The organism is Cellulomonas humilata (assembly GCF_013359775.1).
In the GTDB taxonomy this organism is placed as follows: domain Bacteria; phylum Actinomycetota; class Actinomycetes; order Actinomycetales; family Cellulomonadaceae; genus Cellulomonas; species Cellulomonas humilata.
The window spans coordinates 186,116-200,386 of sequence record NZ_JABMCI010000066.1 but is presented as its reverse complement, the minus strand read 5'-3'; the positions used below and the strand labels follow the sequence as shown (position 1 = coordinate 200,386).

Here is a 14,271-nt window from a genome sequence, read left to right as displayed (position 1 = left end):
AGCCTTGACGTGACTCAGACCGACGTGACCCACGCGCTGCTGACCAGCGACTTCTACTCCTTCCAGGACCTCCTCACGCCGGTGGAGAACGAGCACGTCATGGAGATCCGGGAGTTCCTGGAGACCGAGGTCCGGCCGATCGCGGACGACTACTGGGACCGCGCCGAGTTCCCCGTCCAGCTCATCCCGCGCGTCGGAGAGCTGGGGCTGCTCGGTCCGATGTGGCCGGAGACGGTCCGGTTCGAGAACAGCGCCGTCTACCGCGGGTGGGTCGCTCTCGAGCTCTCTCGCGTCGACGCCGGGTTCTCCACGTTCATCGGCGTGCAGAACGGGTTGACCATGGGCGCGATCGGCGTCGGCGGCTCTGTGGAGCAGCGCGCCGAGCTGCTGCCGCCGATGAGCCGCGGCGAGCTGGTGGGCGCGTTCGGGCTCACCGAGCCGCTGTCCGGCTCCGACACGGCGCGCGGCCTGCGCACCACCGCGCACCGCACCGGCGACACGTGGGTGCTCAACGGCGCCAAGCGCTGGATCGGCAACGCCACGTTCGCGGACCTCACCGTCATCTGGGCGCGGGACACCGCCGACGACCAGGTGAAGGGGTTCATCGTCCGCCGGGGTACCCCCGGGTTCACCGCCACCAAGATCGAGCGCAAGCAGGCGCTGCGCTCCGTGCAGAACGCGGACATCCTGCTGGACGGCGTCGAGGTCTCCGAGGCCGACCGGCTGCCGAACATCCACTCCTTCCGGGACGTCGCCACCGTGCTCCGCCTGACGCGGGCCGAAGTGGCGTGGCAGGCGGTCGGGGTGGCCGTCGGCGCCTACGAGGCCACCGTGAAGTACGCCCTGGAGCGCGAGCAGTTCGGCAAGCCGATCGCGTCCTTCCAGCTGGTCCAGGACCGGCTCGCGCGGTGCCTGGGCAACATCACCGCGAGCATCGCCCTGTGCGTCCGGGCCTCCCAGCTGGGCGACCAGGACCGCCAGGGCGACCAGCACTCGGCGCTGGCCAAGGCGTACACGACCACCGCGATGCGCGAGACCGTGGCGCTGTGCCGCGAGACGCTCGGCGGCAACGGCATCCAGCTGGACCACGGCGTCGCGCGCTACATGGCCGACGCCGAGGCCGTGTACTCGTTCGAGGGCACCAAGGACATGAACCACCTGATCGTGGGGCGTGCCATCACCGGCATCGCGGCGTTCGTCTGATGGCCGAGGCGTACATCGTCGCGACCGCCCGCTCACCCATCGGCCGCGCGTTCAAGGGCTCCCTGGCATCGATGAGGCCCGACGATCTCGCTGCCTCCATGGTCCGCGCCGCCCTCGCGCAGGTGCCGGCGCTCGACCCCGGCCGCGTCGAGGACCTGCTGCTCGGCTGCGGCATGCCCGGCGGCGAGCAGGGCATGAACATGGCGCGGATCGTCGCGGTGCTGCTCGGCCTCGACTCGGTCCCGGGCACCACGGTCAACCGGTACTGCTCGTCGTCGCTCCAGACCACCCGCATGGCGTTCCACGCGATCAAGGCCGGCGAGGGCGACGTGTTCGTGTCCGCCGGCGTCGAGTGCGTGAGCCGGTCCGCCATCGGGAACAGCGACTACATCCCCGGGGTCTCGTTGGAGAACCCCCGGTTCGCGGAGGCGGTGGGACGCACGGCCGCACGGGCGGTCGCCGCCGACCCGTGGACCGACCCGCGCGAGAGCGGACTGCTCCCCGACGCCTACATCGCGATGGGCCAGACCGCGGAGAACGTCGCCGCGCTCACCGGCACCACGCGCCGCGAGCAGGACGAGTTCGCCGCCCTGTCCCAGAACCGCGCGGAGAAGGCGCTGGCCGACGGCTTCTGGGCCGACGAGATCACGCCGGTGACGCTGCCGGACGGCGCTGTCGTGGCGCACGACGACGGCCCCCGCGCCGGCGTCACGGTGGAGGCGCTGGCCGGCCTGAACCCGGTGTTCCGGCCCGACGGCACGGTCACGGCCGGCAACTGCTGCCCGCTCAACGACGGTGCCGCGGCCGTGGTGATCGTCAGCGACCGGATCGTCGACGAGCTCGGTCTGACCCCGCTCGCCCGAATCGTGTCCACGGGGGTCAGCGGCCTGTCGCCCGAGATCATGGGCCTCGGACCGGTCGACGCCTCACTGATGGCCCTGTCCCGCGCAGGGCTCACGATCGACGACATCGACCTGGTCGAGCTCAACGAGGCGTTCGCGGCCCAGGTGCTGCCGTCGGCCCGCGCGCTCGGGATCGACCACGACAAGCTCAACGTGCACGGGGGCGCGATCGCGGTGGGCCACCCGTTCGGGAGCACCGGCGCCCGGCTGACCACCACGCTCCTGCACGGCCTCGCGGTCCGGGACGCGACGTTCGGGCTGGAGACCATGTGCGTCGGCGGCGGCCAGGGCATGGCGATGGTGGTCGAGCGGGTCTCCTGACCCTCCGCGAACACCCAACGTCCGAGGAAGTGGCTGCTCAGGCGCTCACTTCCTCGGACGTTGCGGTGGTCAGGCCGCAGCGAAGTAGAGCACCACGGTCTCCGCGATCAGGGCCGGCTTGGTGGCTCCCTCGATCTCGACCGTGACCGTGAAGGTCGCGCGCACGCCCTGCGGGGTCGGCTCGGCGGAGGTCACCGTGGAGGTCGCCCGGACGCGGGAGCCTGCCGTGACCGGCTGGAGGAACCGCACGCGGTCGAGTCCGTAGTTGACCACCGGCCCCGTGCCGCCGACCTCCACCAGCCCGTCGGTGAGCGCGGGGATCAGGGCGAGCGTGAGGTACCCGTGCGCGACGGTCGCGCCGAACGGGCCGGCCGCGGCACGGACGGGGTCGACGTGGATCCACTGGTGGTCGTCCGTGGTGTCCGCGAACACGTCGATGCGCGCCTGGTCGACGGTGAACCAGCGGTCGGCGGTCGCGCTCTGCCCGACGGCGTCCACCAGCCCCGCGGGGGCGTCGACCGCGATCATGACTTCGGCCCGCCGGCCACGTACAGGACCTGCCCGTTGACGAAGCCCGCGGCCTCGGAGCAGAAGAACGACACGGCGTTCGCGATGTCCTCAGGCACCCCGATGCGACCGACCGGGATCTCCTTGGCCGCGGCCTCGACGAACTGCTCGTACGTGACGTGCATGCGCTCGGCGGTCTGCCGGATCATGTCGGTGCCGATGAATCCCGGAGCCACCGCGTTGGTGGTGATCCCGTACCGGCCCAGCTCGATGGCGAGGGTCTTGGTCAGCCCCTGGATCCCCGCCTTGGCCGTCGCGTAGTTGGCCTGCCCGCGGTTGCCCAGCGCCGACGTGCTCGACAGGTTGACGATCCGGCCCCAGCCCGCCGCGACCTGGTGCTTCTGCACCTCGCGGCTCATCAGGAACGCGCCGCGCAGGTGCACCGAGATCACCGAGTCCCAGTCGGTCTCGGTCATCTTGAACAGGAGGTTGTCGCGCAGGATCCCGGCGTTGTTGACCAGCACGGTGGGCGCGCCGAGCTCCTCGACCACGCGCGCGACCGCGGCGACGGCGTCCTGCGTGCTGCCGACGTCGGCACCGAGGCCGATCGCGGTCCCCCCGGCGGAGCGGACCGCCTCCACGGTCGCCGCGCAGTCCTCCTCGCGCAGGTCGAGGACGGCCACCTGGTAGCCGTCGGCGGCCAGGCGCAGGGCGGTCGCGGCGCCGATGCCGCGGGCGGCTCCGGTCACCAGGGCGGTGCGAGTCACGGGGTAGTCCTTTCGTCGAGAACGATGAGCTGGCGGAGCTCGCCACCGGCCGCGAGGCGGTCCATGGCGACGTCGAGGTCGTGCAGGGTGATCCGGGAGGAGACCAGGCGCTCGAGCGGCAGCCGCCCGGAGCGCCACAGGTCGACGTAGAGCGGGATGTCGCGGGAGGGGACCGCGGAGCCGAGGTAGCTGCCGACGACGGTCCGGGCCTCGGCGGTGAGGATGAGCGGACTGACGGACGCGCGGGCGTCGGGAGCGGGCAGGCCGACCGTCACCGTCGTCCCGCCGGGTGCGGTCGCGGCGAACGCGGTCTCGAACGCGCGGGCGTTGCCGGCGGCCTCGATGACCACGGGTGCTCGGACGGGCACGTCCGCCGGCAGGTACGTCGCCGCCGCCCCGTTGGTGCGCGCGGCGGCGAGCTTGTCCGCGCGCGCGTCCACACCGATCACCTCGAGCCCGAGCGCGACGGCGACCAGCAGCGCGGCCATGCCCACGCCTCCGAGCCCCACGACCATCACGGTGTCACCCTCCCGCGGCCGGCCCGCGTTGACCACCGCTCCCCCACCGGTGAGTACGGCGCAGCCGAGCAGCGCGGCGACCTCGGGCGGCACGTCGGGGTCGACCCGCACGACGGAGGTCCGGCTGACCACCGCATGGCTGGCGAACGCCGAGACGCCGAGGTGGTGGTGGACCGGCCGTCCGTCGCGGTGCAGCCGCATCCCGTCCCCGACCAGCGTGCCACGGCCGTTGGCGGCGCTGCCCACCCGGCACGGCAGCCGCCCGTCGGTCGCGCACTCGGGGCACTGTCCGCACCGGGGCAGGAAGGTCATGACGACGCGGTCGCCGACGGCCAGGTCGTCGACGCCGGCACCGAGGCGCTCCACGATCCCCGCGGCCTCGTGGCCCAGCAGCATCGGGGTGGGCCGGACGCGGTTCCCGTCGACGACGGACAGGTCCGAGTGGCAGACCCCTGCCGCCTCGATCCGGACGAGCACCTCGCCCGGTCCCGGACCGTCCAGCTCGAGGACGCCCACCGTGAACGGCCGCGACGCCGCGAACGGCGCAGGGGCGCCGGATCGTTCCAGCACCGCGCCCAGGATCTGCACGTGCACCTCCGGGGTCGACGACGTTGTCGGCATACCGACCGCGCGGTATGTTGCAGGCCAGAGTACACACGATCGACCGACGCAGGAGGGCTCGATGACGAGCACACCGGTCCAGGGCTTCGCCGAGCAGCGGTTCTCCGCGTTGCGAGCGGCGTTCCAGCAGCACCTCGACAGCGGAGCAGAGCTCGGCGCGAGCGTTGCCGTCGTCGAGCGCGGGGCCCTGGTGGCCGACCTCTGGGGAGGCTGGGCCGACTCGGAGCGGACGCGCCCCTGGACCGCGGACACGCTCACCAACGTCTGGTCGATCTCCAAGACCATGACGTCCGTGTCGGCGCTCGTCCTCGTCGACCGGGGGCTGCTCGACCCCGACGAGCCCGTCGGCGCCTACTGGCCCGAGTTCAAGGCCGCCGGCAAGGAGGGCGTGCTGGTCCGGCACGTGCTGAACCACACCTCGGGCGTCTCGGGCTGGGACCAGCCGGTCACGGCCGAGGACATCCTCGACGTCCCCGCGGCGACCGCCCGGCTCGCCGCCCAGGCGCCGTGGTGGCCGCCGGGCACCCTGTCCGGGTACCACCTGCTCGACTACGGGCACCTGGTGGGTGAGCTCGTCCTGCGCGTCACCGGGCGGTCGCTCGGCGAGTTCTTCCGGGCCGAGATCGCCGAGCCGCTCGGCGCCGACTTCTGGCTCGGTCTGCCCGCCGGCCAGGATGCGCGCGTCAGCCACGTCGTCCCGCCGCCGCCGTCGCAGGTCGACCTCGCGCAGCTGCCCCCGGACTCCCCCGCCCGCCGCACGCTGGGCGGACCGGTGCTCGACGCCTCGATCACCTGGACCCGGGAGTGGAAGGCCGCCGGGATCGGGGGCGCCGGGGGCCACGGCAACGCGCGCTCGGTGGCGACGGTCCAGTCGGTGCTCACGAACGGCGGGGGCGGTCTGGTGTCACCCGAGACGGTCGATCTCGTGTTCGCGCAGCACACCGACAACGTGGACCTCGTCCTCGGCGTGCCCCTGCGGTTCGGGCTCGGCTACGCGGTCTCCCACCCGGCGAGCACCCCGTTCATCCCCGAGGGCCGCGTGGCGTTCTGGGGCGGCTGGGGCGGCTCGCTCGTCGTCAACGACGTCGACCGCGGGCTCACGTTCGCGTACGTGATGAACCGCATGTCCCCGGGGATCCTCGGCTCGGCCCGCTCGGACGCCTACCTCCAGGCGCTGTACGGCTCCCTCTAGTGCCCGGCCAGCCGCAGGGCGACGTCGACCAGCTCCACCCGGCGCAGCCCCGGCACCTCGGCGAGGTCGAACCACGCCGCCGCGTCGGTGCTCCCGTCGGCCTCGTCGCGCAGCTCGCCGCCGACGACGTGCGCGCGGTACACGACCCGCAGCCAGTGCATCGGGCCGTCGGAGGCGTTGATCCGGTCCTTCGCCGGCACCACCAACGAGTCGATGCCGAGCAGACCGTCGAGCTCGACGTCGAAGCCGGTCTCCTCGAGCACCTCCCGCACCGCGGCATCGGCCGGGTCCTCCCCCGGGTCGATCCCGCCGCCCGGCAGCATCCACCGGCCGTCCCCGCGCCAGTGCGGCAGGAGCACCCGACCGGAGTCGACGACGACCGCGTAGGCGCCGACGCGGAGCATCACAGCAGCCGCCGGGCCGCCGCCCACCGCGTGAGCTCGTGGCGGCTGGAGAGCTGGAGCTTGCGGAGCACGGCGGAGACGTGGGTCTCCACGGTCTTGATCGAGATGAACAGCTCGGAGGCCACCTCGCGGTAGGAGTACCCGCGCGCGATGAGCCGCATGACCTCGCGCTCCCGGGCCGAGAGCCGGTCCAGCTCGTCGTCGCCGATGGCCACGTCCCCCGCGGCGGCGCCGAACGCGTCGAGCACGAACCCCGCCAGCCGCGGCGAGAACACCGCGTCCCCGCCGGCCACGCGGCGCACCGCGTCCGACAGGTCGGTGCCGTCGATCGCCTTCGTCACGTACCCCCGGGCGCCGGCGCGGATGACGGCCACCACGTCCTCGGAGGCGTCGGACACCGACAGGGCCAGGAACCGGGTCTGGCCCAGCAGGTCGGTGCACGCCTTGATCACCTCGGCGCCACCACCGCCGTCCCCGCCGGGCAGGTGCACGTCGAGCAGGACGACCGGAGGTTTCAGCTCGCGGACCAGGCGGATCGCCTCGTCGACCGTGTCCGCCTCGCCGATCACCCGCACGCCCGCGTCGAGCGACGCCTTCACGCCGGTCCGGAACATGTGGTGGTCGTCCACCAGCACCACGTCGACTGCCTCGCTCATGACTGCGCTCCTTGCTCGTCCGTGGACCGGATCGGTACGACCAGGTGCACCTCGGTCCCGCGCTCCGGGCTGCTGGTCACGGTCGCCTTCCCGCCGCGACGCCGCACCCGCCCGATGATCGACTCCCGCACCCCGAACCGGTCGGTGCCGACCTCGTCGAGGTCGAAGCCGTCGCCGTGGTCGCGCACGAACACCTCGACCTCGGACGCACCCACCTCGAGGTAGAGCGACACCGGCGGGCGCCCGTGCACCACCGCGTTGACGAGTGCCTCGCGGGTGGCCTGGAGCAGCGCCTCGGTGTCGGCGTCGGGCACGCGGTCGCCGACCACCACCGACTCGACGGCCACCGGGTCGCCGGTCGGCCCCGAGCGCGAGTCCTCGACCTCGGCGACGATCTCCCGCAGCGCCGCCGCCACGGAGGTGCCCGGCGCGGGGCGGTCGTCGTAGAGCCACTCGCGCAGCTCGCGCTCCTGCGCGCGCGCCATGCGGGCCACCTCCGCGGAGTCGTCGGCCCGGGACCGGATGAGGGCCAGCGTCTGGAGCACGGAGTCGTGCAGGTGGGCGGCGATGTCCGCGCGTTCCGACTCCCGCGCACGGGCGGCCCGCTCGTCGCCGAGCTCCCGCACCAGTCGCAACCACCAGGGCGTGAGCACCAGGGCCACGCCCCCGAGCATCACCAGCGCCGCGACGATCGACTGCGCGAGCGTCGCCGTCTCGACGCCCTCCCCCGACGCCAGGCCGACGAACAGGAGCACGCCGACGCCCGCGAGCAGGATCCCGCCGGCGACCCGCAGGAGGCTGACGGGAGTCCGCCCACCGGCCCGGTCCCGCAGGCGACCGCGCTGCACCTCGTCGAGCTGGCTCCACGCCAGCCACAGACCGGCCAGCACGATCAGCGCGGGCAGGAGCCAGTCCGCGTCCACGTCGGCCCCGGACCGGACCGCGATGAGCAGGGCGGCCGCGATCACCAGCACGGCGCCGATGGCGATGTCGGTGACCGGGATGCGCCGGCCCGGCTCGATCACGGCCTGCCGTCGGGCCAGCCGGGTCAGCGCGCTCGGACGCACCTCCTGCGCGGCAGCGGCCGGGTCGCCCGCCGGGACGGCCAGCCACCAGAACACGTACAGCACGGGTCCGATCGCGCCGATGGGCGTGAGCACCACGAACGCGAGCCGCACCAGGGCGACCGGCAGGTCGAGGTGCGCGGCGAGCCCCAGCGCGACGCCGCCGAACCACCGCCCGCGCGCGGGGCGGCGCAGCGGCAGCCGGCGCGTGGGCGCCAGAGGAGGAGCGGTCGTGTGCACGGTCCGATCGTCACACGCCCCGGCGCCCTCCGGGGCCACCTCCGGGGTCTGTTCAGGGTTCCTCGGACCAGGTTCAGGGGTCCGCAGCACCAAGGATCAGGGTGCGCTCAGGGGACCACCCGATGCCCCGGGACGGTCCGGGCGAGCAGGATCGAGACATGGACACGACCACCCCCGCCGGCCCGGAGCCGGCACCGGGCACCGCCACTCCGGACCCGGCACCCGCCGCAGCACCTGGGCACACCTCGAACAGCTTCTTCGCCGGTGTGCGCCGCCTCGGCATCACCCGCGCCGACGACCGCTGGATCGGCGGCGTCAGCGGCGGCATCGGCGACCGCTTCGGCATCGACCCGCTGCTGGTCCGCGGCATCTTCTTCGCGACCCTCCTGCTGGGCGGGCTCGGCCTCGTGGCGTACGGCGCCGCGTGGGCCCTGCTGCCCGAGCGACGGGACGGACGGATCCACCTCGAGGAGATGATCCTCGGCCGCTTCGACATCGCGCTGCTCGGCGCCCTCGCGTTCGTCATCGTCGGCTTCGGCCGCGGCGACAACTGGTTCTTCTTCTGGGGTCCGCCCGGATGGGTCCAGGGCATCCTCTGGATCGCGCTCGTCTGCGGCATCGTCACGCTGATCGCCGTCGTCTCCAACCAGCAGCCGTCCAGGCCCCGCCCGCCGGCCCCGCCGTACGTCCCCTACGTGCCGCCGGCGGGCGCGGCCACCTACCCCGCGACCAGCTACCCCGCGGCCTCCTACCCGACCGCCGCCGCGACGCCGACGACCTCCGCGTACGGCGCTCCGCCGGCCGCTGCCCCGGCCTGGACGTCCTACGCCCCGGCTCAGCCGGCCCCGGCGCCCCGACCCGTGCAGCCGCCGCGCCCCCCGCGTCCGCGCACCCCCGGCGCCGGTGCCGGCACGGTCGGTGTGGTCGTCGCGCTCAGCCTGCTCGCGCTCGCCCTGCTGCTGATGGCCGAGCGGTCGGGCGACTTCACCGGACCGGTCGCACTCACCGCGCTGGGTATCGGCATCGTCCTGGCCGGCCTCGGCATCATCGTCTCGGGTCTGCGTGGCCGGACCAGCGGCGCCCTCGGCGGGCTCGCGGTGGTCGGCGTCCTCGTGGCCGTTCCCCTCGGCGCGGTGCAGAACGCCGACTGGACCTGGTCGTCGGACGCCCGGCACGACTTCGCCGCTGACGGCGTCGCCGTGATCACGGACCGCTCCGAGGCCGCCGACGGGTTCTCGATGGGATTCGGCGACGTGACCATCGACCTCACCGACGTGCCCCTGACGTCCCAGACCCTCGTGGTCCCGATCTCGCTCGCGGCCGGTGACCTCACCGTCGTCGTGCCGAGCGACGCGACCGTGTCCGCCGACGTGGAGGCCGGTGCGGGCTCCGTGCGCTGGGAGGTCGACGGGCAGAGCAAGGGCTCCGACGGGGTGGGCCTCAACCCCAGCACGTTCACGACCGACGACATCGGCTCCGACGGCCCGCAGCTCGCGCTGCAGGTGCAGATCGGCGCCGGCGACGTCTCGATCATCGAGGAGAACTGATGTCCACCGACAAGACCCCCCGCGACGACGACGAGACGCTCGCCCTGCCGGTCACCGACCCCGAGCCCACTGCCGACGCCGACGCCGACGACACGACCGTGATCCCGGTCGACGAGGTCGCAGCGGACGAGACGGCGTCGCAGCCGGCACCGTTCGGGTCGCCCGAGCCCACCACGGCGACGTCCCCGATCGGCGCGCTGTACTCCCCGTCGGACCGCACCGAGCGGATCGACGGGCCCGCCACCAGCCCGGACCCGTTCGTCGCAGCGGCCGCACCGTCGGAGCCGGCACCGGTCGACACACCCCGCCGCCGGCTGCGGGTCGGGACGGTCGTCTGGGGCCTGGTCATCGCCGCGATCGGCGTCGGCCTGCTCGCGTGGGCGGCAGGGGTCGCGATCGACCTCCAGCTCGCGATGATCGTGCTCCTCGCGGTCGCCGGGACCGCCCTGCTGGTCGGCTCGATCGTGAGCGGAGCACGCGCCCGGCGCTGACCGCCCGAGCAGGGGCGACGTCCGAGCCCTCGGACGTCGCCCCTGTCGTCGTCAGACCACCGGGTCCGGAGCCACCGGAGCCGTCGTGTCGGCGTAGGTGGTGGTGCCGACCTTGCGCAGCGCCCACCCGATGAGGATGAACACGACACCGATGCCGACCACGAGCAGCGCGACGCCGAACGCGACCACCGAGGTGAACAGCGAGGCGCGCAGGAACGACGCCGTCATGACCGTGCCGCGGCGCTCGTCGTCCTGGTCCAGCTGGGCGTAGGTCTGGCCGTCAGTGGCCTCGAGCGCGTGGGTGTTGATGATGTCGGCCTGGAACCAGGCCTCCCACGGGGTGTCGACCAGCTGGCCGCCGAACGCCTGCGCGTCCTCGGACACCGTGATCTGCTCGGCCGCCAGGTTGCTGGCCACGGCGCCCCACGTGATGCCGCCCGCGATGATGAAGATGATCCCGAAGATGATGGTCAACAGCCCGAGCACGCGGACCGATTTCGGTTGTCCCGTCGTCGTCGTCATGTCTCCCTCTCTGAGCCCCAGAGGACGGGCAGGTGTGCCGTGCGGCCCCTGACAGAACCGTCCAACGAAACGACTCTAGTGAGGGGCGGGTGACGAAGTGGGAGATTTCGCCGCGCGAGCCCGCGCGTACTCCGCGTCCGCGGCACCGAGAACGTCGTCCCACCCGAACCTGGGTCGGACAGCGCGGTTGTGCGTGAGCATGCCGTCGAGCAGCCGCCCGTCGCGCGCCAGGTGCACGATCGCCTCGGTCATCTCGGCGTCGTCGGCCACCAGCAGGCCGTCCACGCCGTCCTCGACGAACTCCTCGATGCCCGTGCCGCGGCGGGCGACGATCGCCAGCCCGGCCGTGCGGGCCTCGAGGGCCGCGATGCCGAACGCCTCGAGCTCGGCGGGGGCGAGGAACACCTCGGCGTCGGTGTACGCGCTGCGGACCTGGGGCCGGGTCAGCCGGCCGCGCAGCTCCACGACGTGCTGGAGCCCCTGCTCCGCCACGGTGGAGGAGACCCGGCCCTGAGCCGGGCCGGACCCGATGATCGACAGGCGCAGCCGGTCGGGCGGCAGCCTGCGGGCGGCCTGGCCGACCAGCTCGACCAGCGGGACCGCCCTCTTGCGCGGAGCCAGGCGCATGGTCGAGACGAGCCGCAGCGGGCCCTGCTCGCCCGGACGTCCCCTCCCCTCGGAGAAGGTCCGAGGCGCCCACAGGTCCAGGTCGATCCCGTTCGGCATCACCGACACCTCGGTGCCGAACACCTGCCGCACGCGTGCCGCGGCGGCGTGGCTGACCGCGCTCAGCGCGGCGGGCGTCTGCTGCCAGCGCGTGCGTCCCACCGCGGCCCGCAGGGCGCCGACGACGCCGTCGAGCATGCAGTGCCACGTGATCGCGGTCGGCAGGCCCAGGTCGAGGGCGATCCGCGCGCCGTCGTACGCGAACGGGGACAGCACGCCGGCGTGCACGTGCACCACGTCGGGCCGCAGGGCGGCGTAGGCCTCACGGACCAGGCGGGGGCCGACGGGGTTCACGGGCAGGTCGAACGGGATCCGCGCGCCCAGCCGGTGCACGTGCACGCCGTGCTCCCGGTCGACGACCCCACCGCGCTCGCCACCCACGCCCAGGGTGGCCGTCAGGACGTGCACCTCGTGGCCGGCGGCGACCTGGCGCGCGGCGAGGTCCCCCACCTGCGACTCGATCCCCCCGGTGCGCGGTGCGTAGCAGTCGGAGACGTGGACGATCAGCACGCGCTCACCGTATCGGCGCGAAACGGACGTTCGTCCAGGATCCGGAACATCTCACCCGCGTGCGCCACCGGCGGCCTCGATGCGGGCGAGCGCCTGCGCGTGCACCTTGCGCTCGAGGATGAACGACATGACCGGCACCACGCCGGCCGCGGCCATCGTGGCGAGCCGCCCGAGGCGCCAGCGCATCTTCGACCAGAGGTCGAAGACCGTGACCAGGTAGACGACGTAGATCCAACCGTGCGCGTACGCGATCCAGGCGCCGATGACGGGGTTCGGCGTGCCGGAGGCGTCCACCCCGCTCGCGTGGAACACGTACTTGAGGACGAGCTCGACGCAGAGCAGCAGCAGCATGGTGCCGGTGATCCAGGCCAGCACGCGGTAGCGCTTCGTCGCTCCTGCGGCCTTGCGCACCCAGGGGTCGAGGGTCGTCGTGGACTCGGTCACGGTGTCATTCCCAGTCACTCCCAGTCACTCCCACTCGATGGTGCCCGGCGGCTTGCTCGTCACGTCGAGGACCACGCGGTTGACCTCGGGCACCTCGTTGGTGATCCGGGTCGAGATCGTCGCCAGCACGTCGTAGGGCAGGCGGGTCCAGTCTGCGGTCATCGCGTCCTCGGACGACACCGGCCGCAGGACGACGGGGTGCCCGTAGGTCCGGCCGTCCCCCTGCACGCCCACCGAGCGCACGTCCGCCAGGAGCACCACCGGGCACTGCCAGATGTCGCGGTCCAGGCCGGCGCGGGTCAGCTCCTCGCGGGCGATGACGTCGGCCGCGCGCAGGATGTCGAGACGCTCGGCCGTGACCTCGCCGATGATCCGGATGCCCAGCCCGGGACCCGGGAACGGCTGGCGCCACACGATGCCCTCGGGCACGCCCAGCTCCAGGCCGACCGCGCGGACCTCGTCCTTGAACAGGGTGCGCAGCGGCTCCACCAGGTCGAACTGGAGGTCGTCCGGCAGCCCGCCCACGTTGTGGTGCGACTTGATGTTGGCCGCGCCCTCGCCGCCGCCGGACTCGACGACGTCCGGGTACAGGGTGCCCTGGACGAGGAACTTGACCTCCTCGCCCTCACCGGCCTCAGCGACCACCTCGCGGGCGGCCTGCTCGAACACCCGGATGAACTCGCGGCCGATGATCTTGCGCTTGGTCTCGGGGTCGGTGTGGCCCGCGAGCGCGTGCAGGAACCGCTCGCGCGCGTCGACCACCTTCAGCTGCACGCCCGTGGCGGCCACGAAGTCCTTCTCCACCTGCTCGGCCTCGCCGGAGCGCAGCAGCCCGTGGTCGACGAACACGCAGGTGAGCTGGCTGCCGACGGCCTTCTGCACGAGCGCCGCGGCGACCGAGGAGTCCACGCCACCGGACAGCCCGCAGATCACCCGGGCGTCTCCCACCTGAGCGCGGATCTTGTCCACCTGCTCGGCGACGACGTTGCCGGCGTTCCAGTCGGGACTCAGGCCCGCGCCCTGGTAGAGGAAGTTCTCGAGCGCCTTCTGGCCGAGCGGCGAGTGCTTGACCTCCGGGTGCCACTGGACGCCGTACAGGCGCCGGGCGCGGTCCTCGAACGCGGCGACCGGGCTGCCCGCCGACGTCGCCAGCACCTCGAACCCCTCGGGCGCGGCGTGCACCGCGTCGCCGTGGCTCATCCAGACGGTCTGCGCGTCGGGGCTGCCGGACAGCACGGTCCCGGCGGACGTGACCGCGACGGCCGTCCCGCCGTACTCGCGCTGACCGGTCTGCGCGACCGTCCCGCCGAGCGCCGCCGCCATCGCCTGGAAGCCGTAGCAGATGCCCAGGACGGGGACACCGGCCTCGAACAGGGCCGGGTCCACGAACGGGGCGCCGGCGGCGTACACCGACGACGGCCCGCCGGACAGGATGATCGCGGCCGGGTCCTTGGCCAGCAGGTCCGCGACCGACGCCGTGTGCGGCACGATCTCGGAGTACACGTTGGCCTCGCGGACCCGTCGGGCGATCAGCTGCGCGTACTGCGCACCGAAGTCGACGACGAGCACGGGACGGTGGGTGGTGGCGGCCGGGTCAGGCGTCTGCGTCACGACGCCAGGGTAGTCGGCGCCCGGT

Annotated in this window: 15 protein-coding genes; 5 read left to right on the top strand and 10 right to left on the bottom strand. The window is 73.3% G+C overall.

Going from position 1 to position 14,271, the window contains the following annotated elements; genetic code table 11:
- Positions 1-9: 9 nt before the first annotated feature.
- Together HP550_RS13085 and HP550_RS13080 are read left to right on the top strand one after the other, a co-directional pair.
- A complete protein-coding gene (locus HP550_RS13085) occupies positions 10-1,203 on the top strand; it encodes an acyl-CoA dehydrogenase family protein (protein WP_343048159.1) in 1,194 nt (397 codons plus the stop codon).
- On the top strand, positions 1,203-2,426 hold the full coding sequence (locus HP550_RS13080; protein WP_175348099.1) for an acetyl-CoA C-acetyltransferase: 1,224 nt from the start codon (positions 1,203-1,205) through the stop codon (positions 2,424-2,426). The genes HP550_RS13085 and HP550_RS13080 overlap by 1 nt, the downstream gene beginning before the upstream one ends.
- A gap of 69 nt (positions 2,427-2,495) precedes the next feature.
- On the opposite strand, the gene HP550_RS13075 is transcribed toward HP550_RS13080, so the two are convergent.
- The 3 genes from HP550_RS13075 to HP550_RS13065 are packed head-to-tail and all read right to left on the bottom strand — an operon-like array spanning position 2,496 to position 4,806.
- Positions 2,496-2,954 (bottom strand): MaoC family dehydratase, encoded by a 459-nt coding sequence (locus HP550_RS13075; protein WP_175348098.1) that lies wholly within the window; start codon positions 2,952-2,954, stop codon positions 2,496-2,498.
- Positions 2,951-3,700, bottom strand: coding sequence for an SDR family oxidoreductase (locus tag HP550_RS13070; RefSeq protein ID WP_175348097.1), 750 nt, complete (start codon positions 3,698-3,700; stop codon positions 2,951-2,953). The genes HP550_RS13075 and HP550_RS13070 overlap by 4 nt, the downstream gene beginning before the upstream one ends.
- Positions 3,697-4,806 (bottom strand): alcohol dehydrogenase catalytic domain-containing protein, encoded by a 1,110-nt coding sequence (locus HP550_RS13065; RefSeq protein ID WP_175348216.1) that lies wholly within the window; start codon positions 4,804-4,806, stop codon positions 3,697-3,699. Before HP550_RS13065 ends, HP550_RS13070 begins: the two co-directional genes overlap by 4 nt.
- Before the next feature lie 94 nt (positions 4,807-4,900).
- Between HP550_RS13065 and HP550_RS13060 the strand changes: the two genes are divergently transcribed.
- Complete coding sequence (locus tag HP550_RS13060; protein ID WP_175348096.1) at positions 4,901-6,031, top strand: serine hydrolase domain-containing protein; 1,131 nt, start codon at positions 4,901-4,903, stop codon at positions 6,029-6,031.
- On the opposite strand, the gene HP550_RS13055 is transcribed toward HP550_RS13060, so the two are convergent.
- Genes HP550_RS13055 through HP550_RS13045 form a run of 3 tightly spaced genes read right to left on the bottom strand, consistent with a single transcriptional unit; the run spans position 6,028 to position 8,395 of the window.
- Entirely contained in the window at positions 6,028-6,435 is a 408-nt protein-coding gene (locus tag HP550_RS13055; protein WP_210768023.1) for an NUDIX hydrolase, read from the bottom strand. The genes HP550_RS13060 and HP550_RS13055 overlap by 4 nt on opposite strands.
- Positions 6,435-7,091, bottom strand: coding sequence for a LuxR C-terminal-related transcriptional regulator (locus tag HP550_RS13050; RefSeq protein ID WP_175348094.1), 657 nt, complete (start codon positions 7,089-7,091; stop codon positions 6,435-6,437). The genes HP550_RS13055 and HP550_RS13050 overlap by 1 nt, the downstream gene beginning before the upstream one ends.
- Complete coding sequence (locus HP550_RS13045) at positions 7,088-8,395, bottom strand: PspC domain-containing protein (protein WP_343048158.1); 1,308 nt, start codon at positions 8,393-8,395, stop codon at positions 7,088-7,090. The genes HP550_RS13050 and HP550_RS13045 overlap by 4 nt, the downstream gene beginning before the upstream one ends.
- Positions 8,396-8,553: 158 nt before the next feature.
- Between HP550_RS13045 and HP550_RS13040 the strand changes: the two genes are divergently transcribed.
- The gene (locus tag HP550_RS13040) at positions 8,554-9,942 is read left to right on the top strand and encodes a PspC domain-containing protein (protein WP_175348093.1); all 1,389 of its coding nucleotides are present in this window, start codon (positions 8,554-8,556) and stop codon (positions 9,940-9,942) included.
- Positions 9,942-10,433 carry a hypothetical protein gene (locus HP550_RS13035; RefSeq protein ID WP_175348092.1) on the top strand — a complete coding sequence of 164 codons (492 nt, stop codon included), beginning with the start codon at positions 9,942-9,944 and terminating at the stop codon, positions 10,431-10,433. The genes HP550_RS13040 and HP550_RS13035 overlap by 1 nt, the downstream gene beginning before the upstream one ends.
- Before the next feature lie 51 nt (positions 10,434-10,484).
- On the opposite strand, the gene HP550_RS13030 is transcribed toward HP550_RS13035, so the two are convergent.
- The 4 genes from HP550_RS13030 to guaA all read right to left on the bottom strand — a co-directional run bounded on the left by HP550_RS13030 (position 10,485) and on the right by guaA (position 14,246).
- Positions 10,485-10,955: an aromatic ring-opening dioxygenase LigA gene (locus tag HP550_RS13030; protein ID WP_175348091.1), complete on the bottom strand. Its 471-nt coding sequence runs from the start codon at positions 10,953-10,955 to the stop codon at positions 10,485-10,487.
- Between the two features lie 75 nt (positions 10,956-11,030).
- Entirely contained in the window at positions 11,031-12,191 is a 1,161-nt protein-coding gene (locus HP550_RS13025) for a glycosyltransferase (protein ID WP_175348090.1), read from the bottom strand.
- Between the two features lie 51 nt (positions 12,192-12,242).
- A complete protein-coding gene (locus tag HP550_RS13020; RefSeq protein WP_175348089.1) occupies positions 12,243-12,635 on the bottom strand; it encodes a DUF3817 domain-containing protein in 393 nt (130 codons plus the stop codon).
- Positions 12,636-12,659: 24 nt separating this feature from the next.
- Positions 12,660-14,246 carry a glutamine-hydrolyzing GMP synthase gene (gene guaA, locus HP550_RS13015; protein ID WP_175348088.1) on the bottom strand — a complete coding sequence of 529 codons (1,587 nt, stop codon included), beginning with the start codon at positions 14,244-14,246 and terminating at the stop codon, positions 12,660-12,662.
- Positions 14,247-14,271: the final 25 nt, after the last annotated feature.

Excerpts from the sequence above, each read along its gene's own strand:
- HP550_RS13050 (WP_175348094.1), bottom strand. The coding sequence starts at position 7,091 with ATGAGCGAGGCAGTCGACGTGGTGCTGGTGGACGACCACCACATGTTC.
- HP550_RS13075 (WP_175348098.1), bottom strand. The coding sequence starts at position 2,954 with ATGATCGCGGTCGACGCCCCCGCGGGGCTGGTGGACGCCGTCGGGCAG.
- HP550_RS13035 (WP_175348092.1), top strand. The coding sequence starts at position 9,942 with ATGTCCACCGACAAGACCCCCCGCGACGACGACGAGACGCTCGCCCTG.
- HP550_RS13030 (WP_175348091.1), bottom strand. The coding sequence starts at position 10,955 with ATGACGACGACGACGGGACAACCGAAATCGGTCCGCGTGCTCGGGCTG.
- HP550_RS13080 (WP_175348099.1), top strand. The coding sequence starts at position 1,203 with ATGGCCGAGGCGTACATCGTCGCGACCGCCCGCTCACCCATCGGCCGC.
- HP550_RS13040 (WP_175348093.1), top strand. The coding sequence starts at position 8,554 with ATGGACACGACCACCCCCGCCGGCCCGGAGCCGGCACCGGGCACCGCC.
- HP550_RS13055 (WP_210768023.1), bottom strand. The coding sequence starts at position 6,435 with ATGCTCCGCGTCGGCGCCTACGCGGTCGTCGTCGACTCCGGTCGGGTG.
- HP550_RS13060 (WP_175348096.1), top strand. The coding sequence starts at position 4,901 with ATGACGAGCACACCGGTCCAGGGCTTCGCCGAGCAGCGGTTCTCCGCG.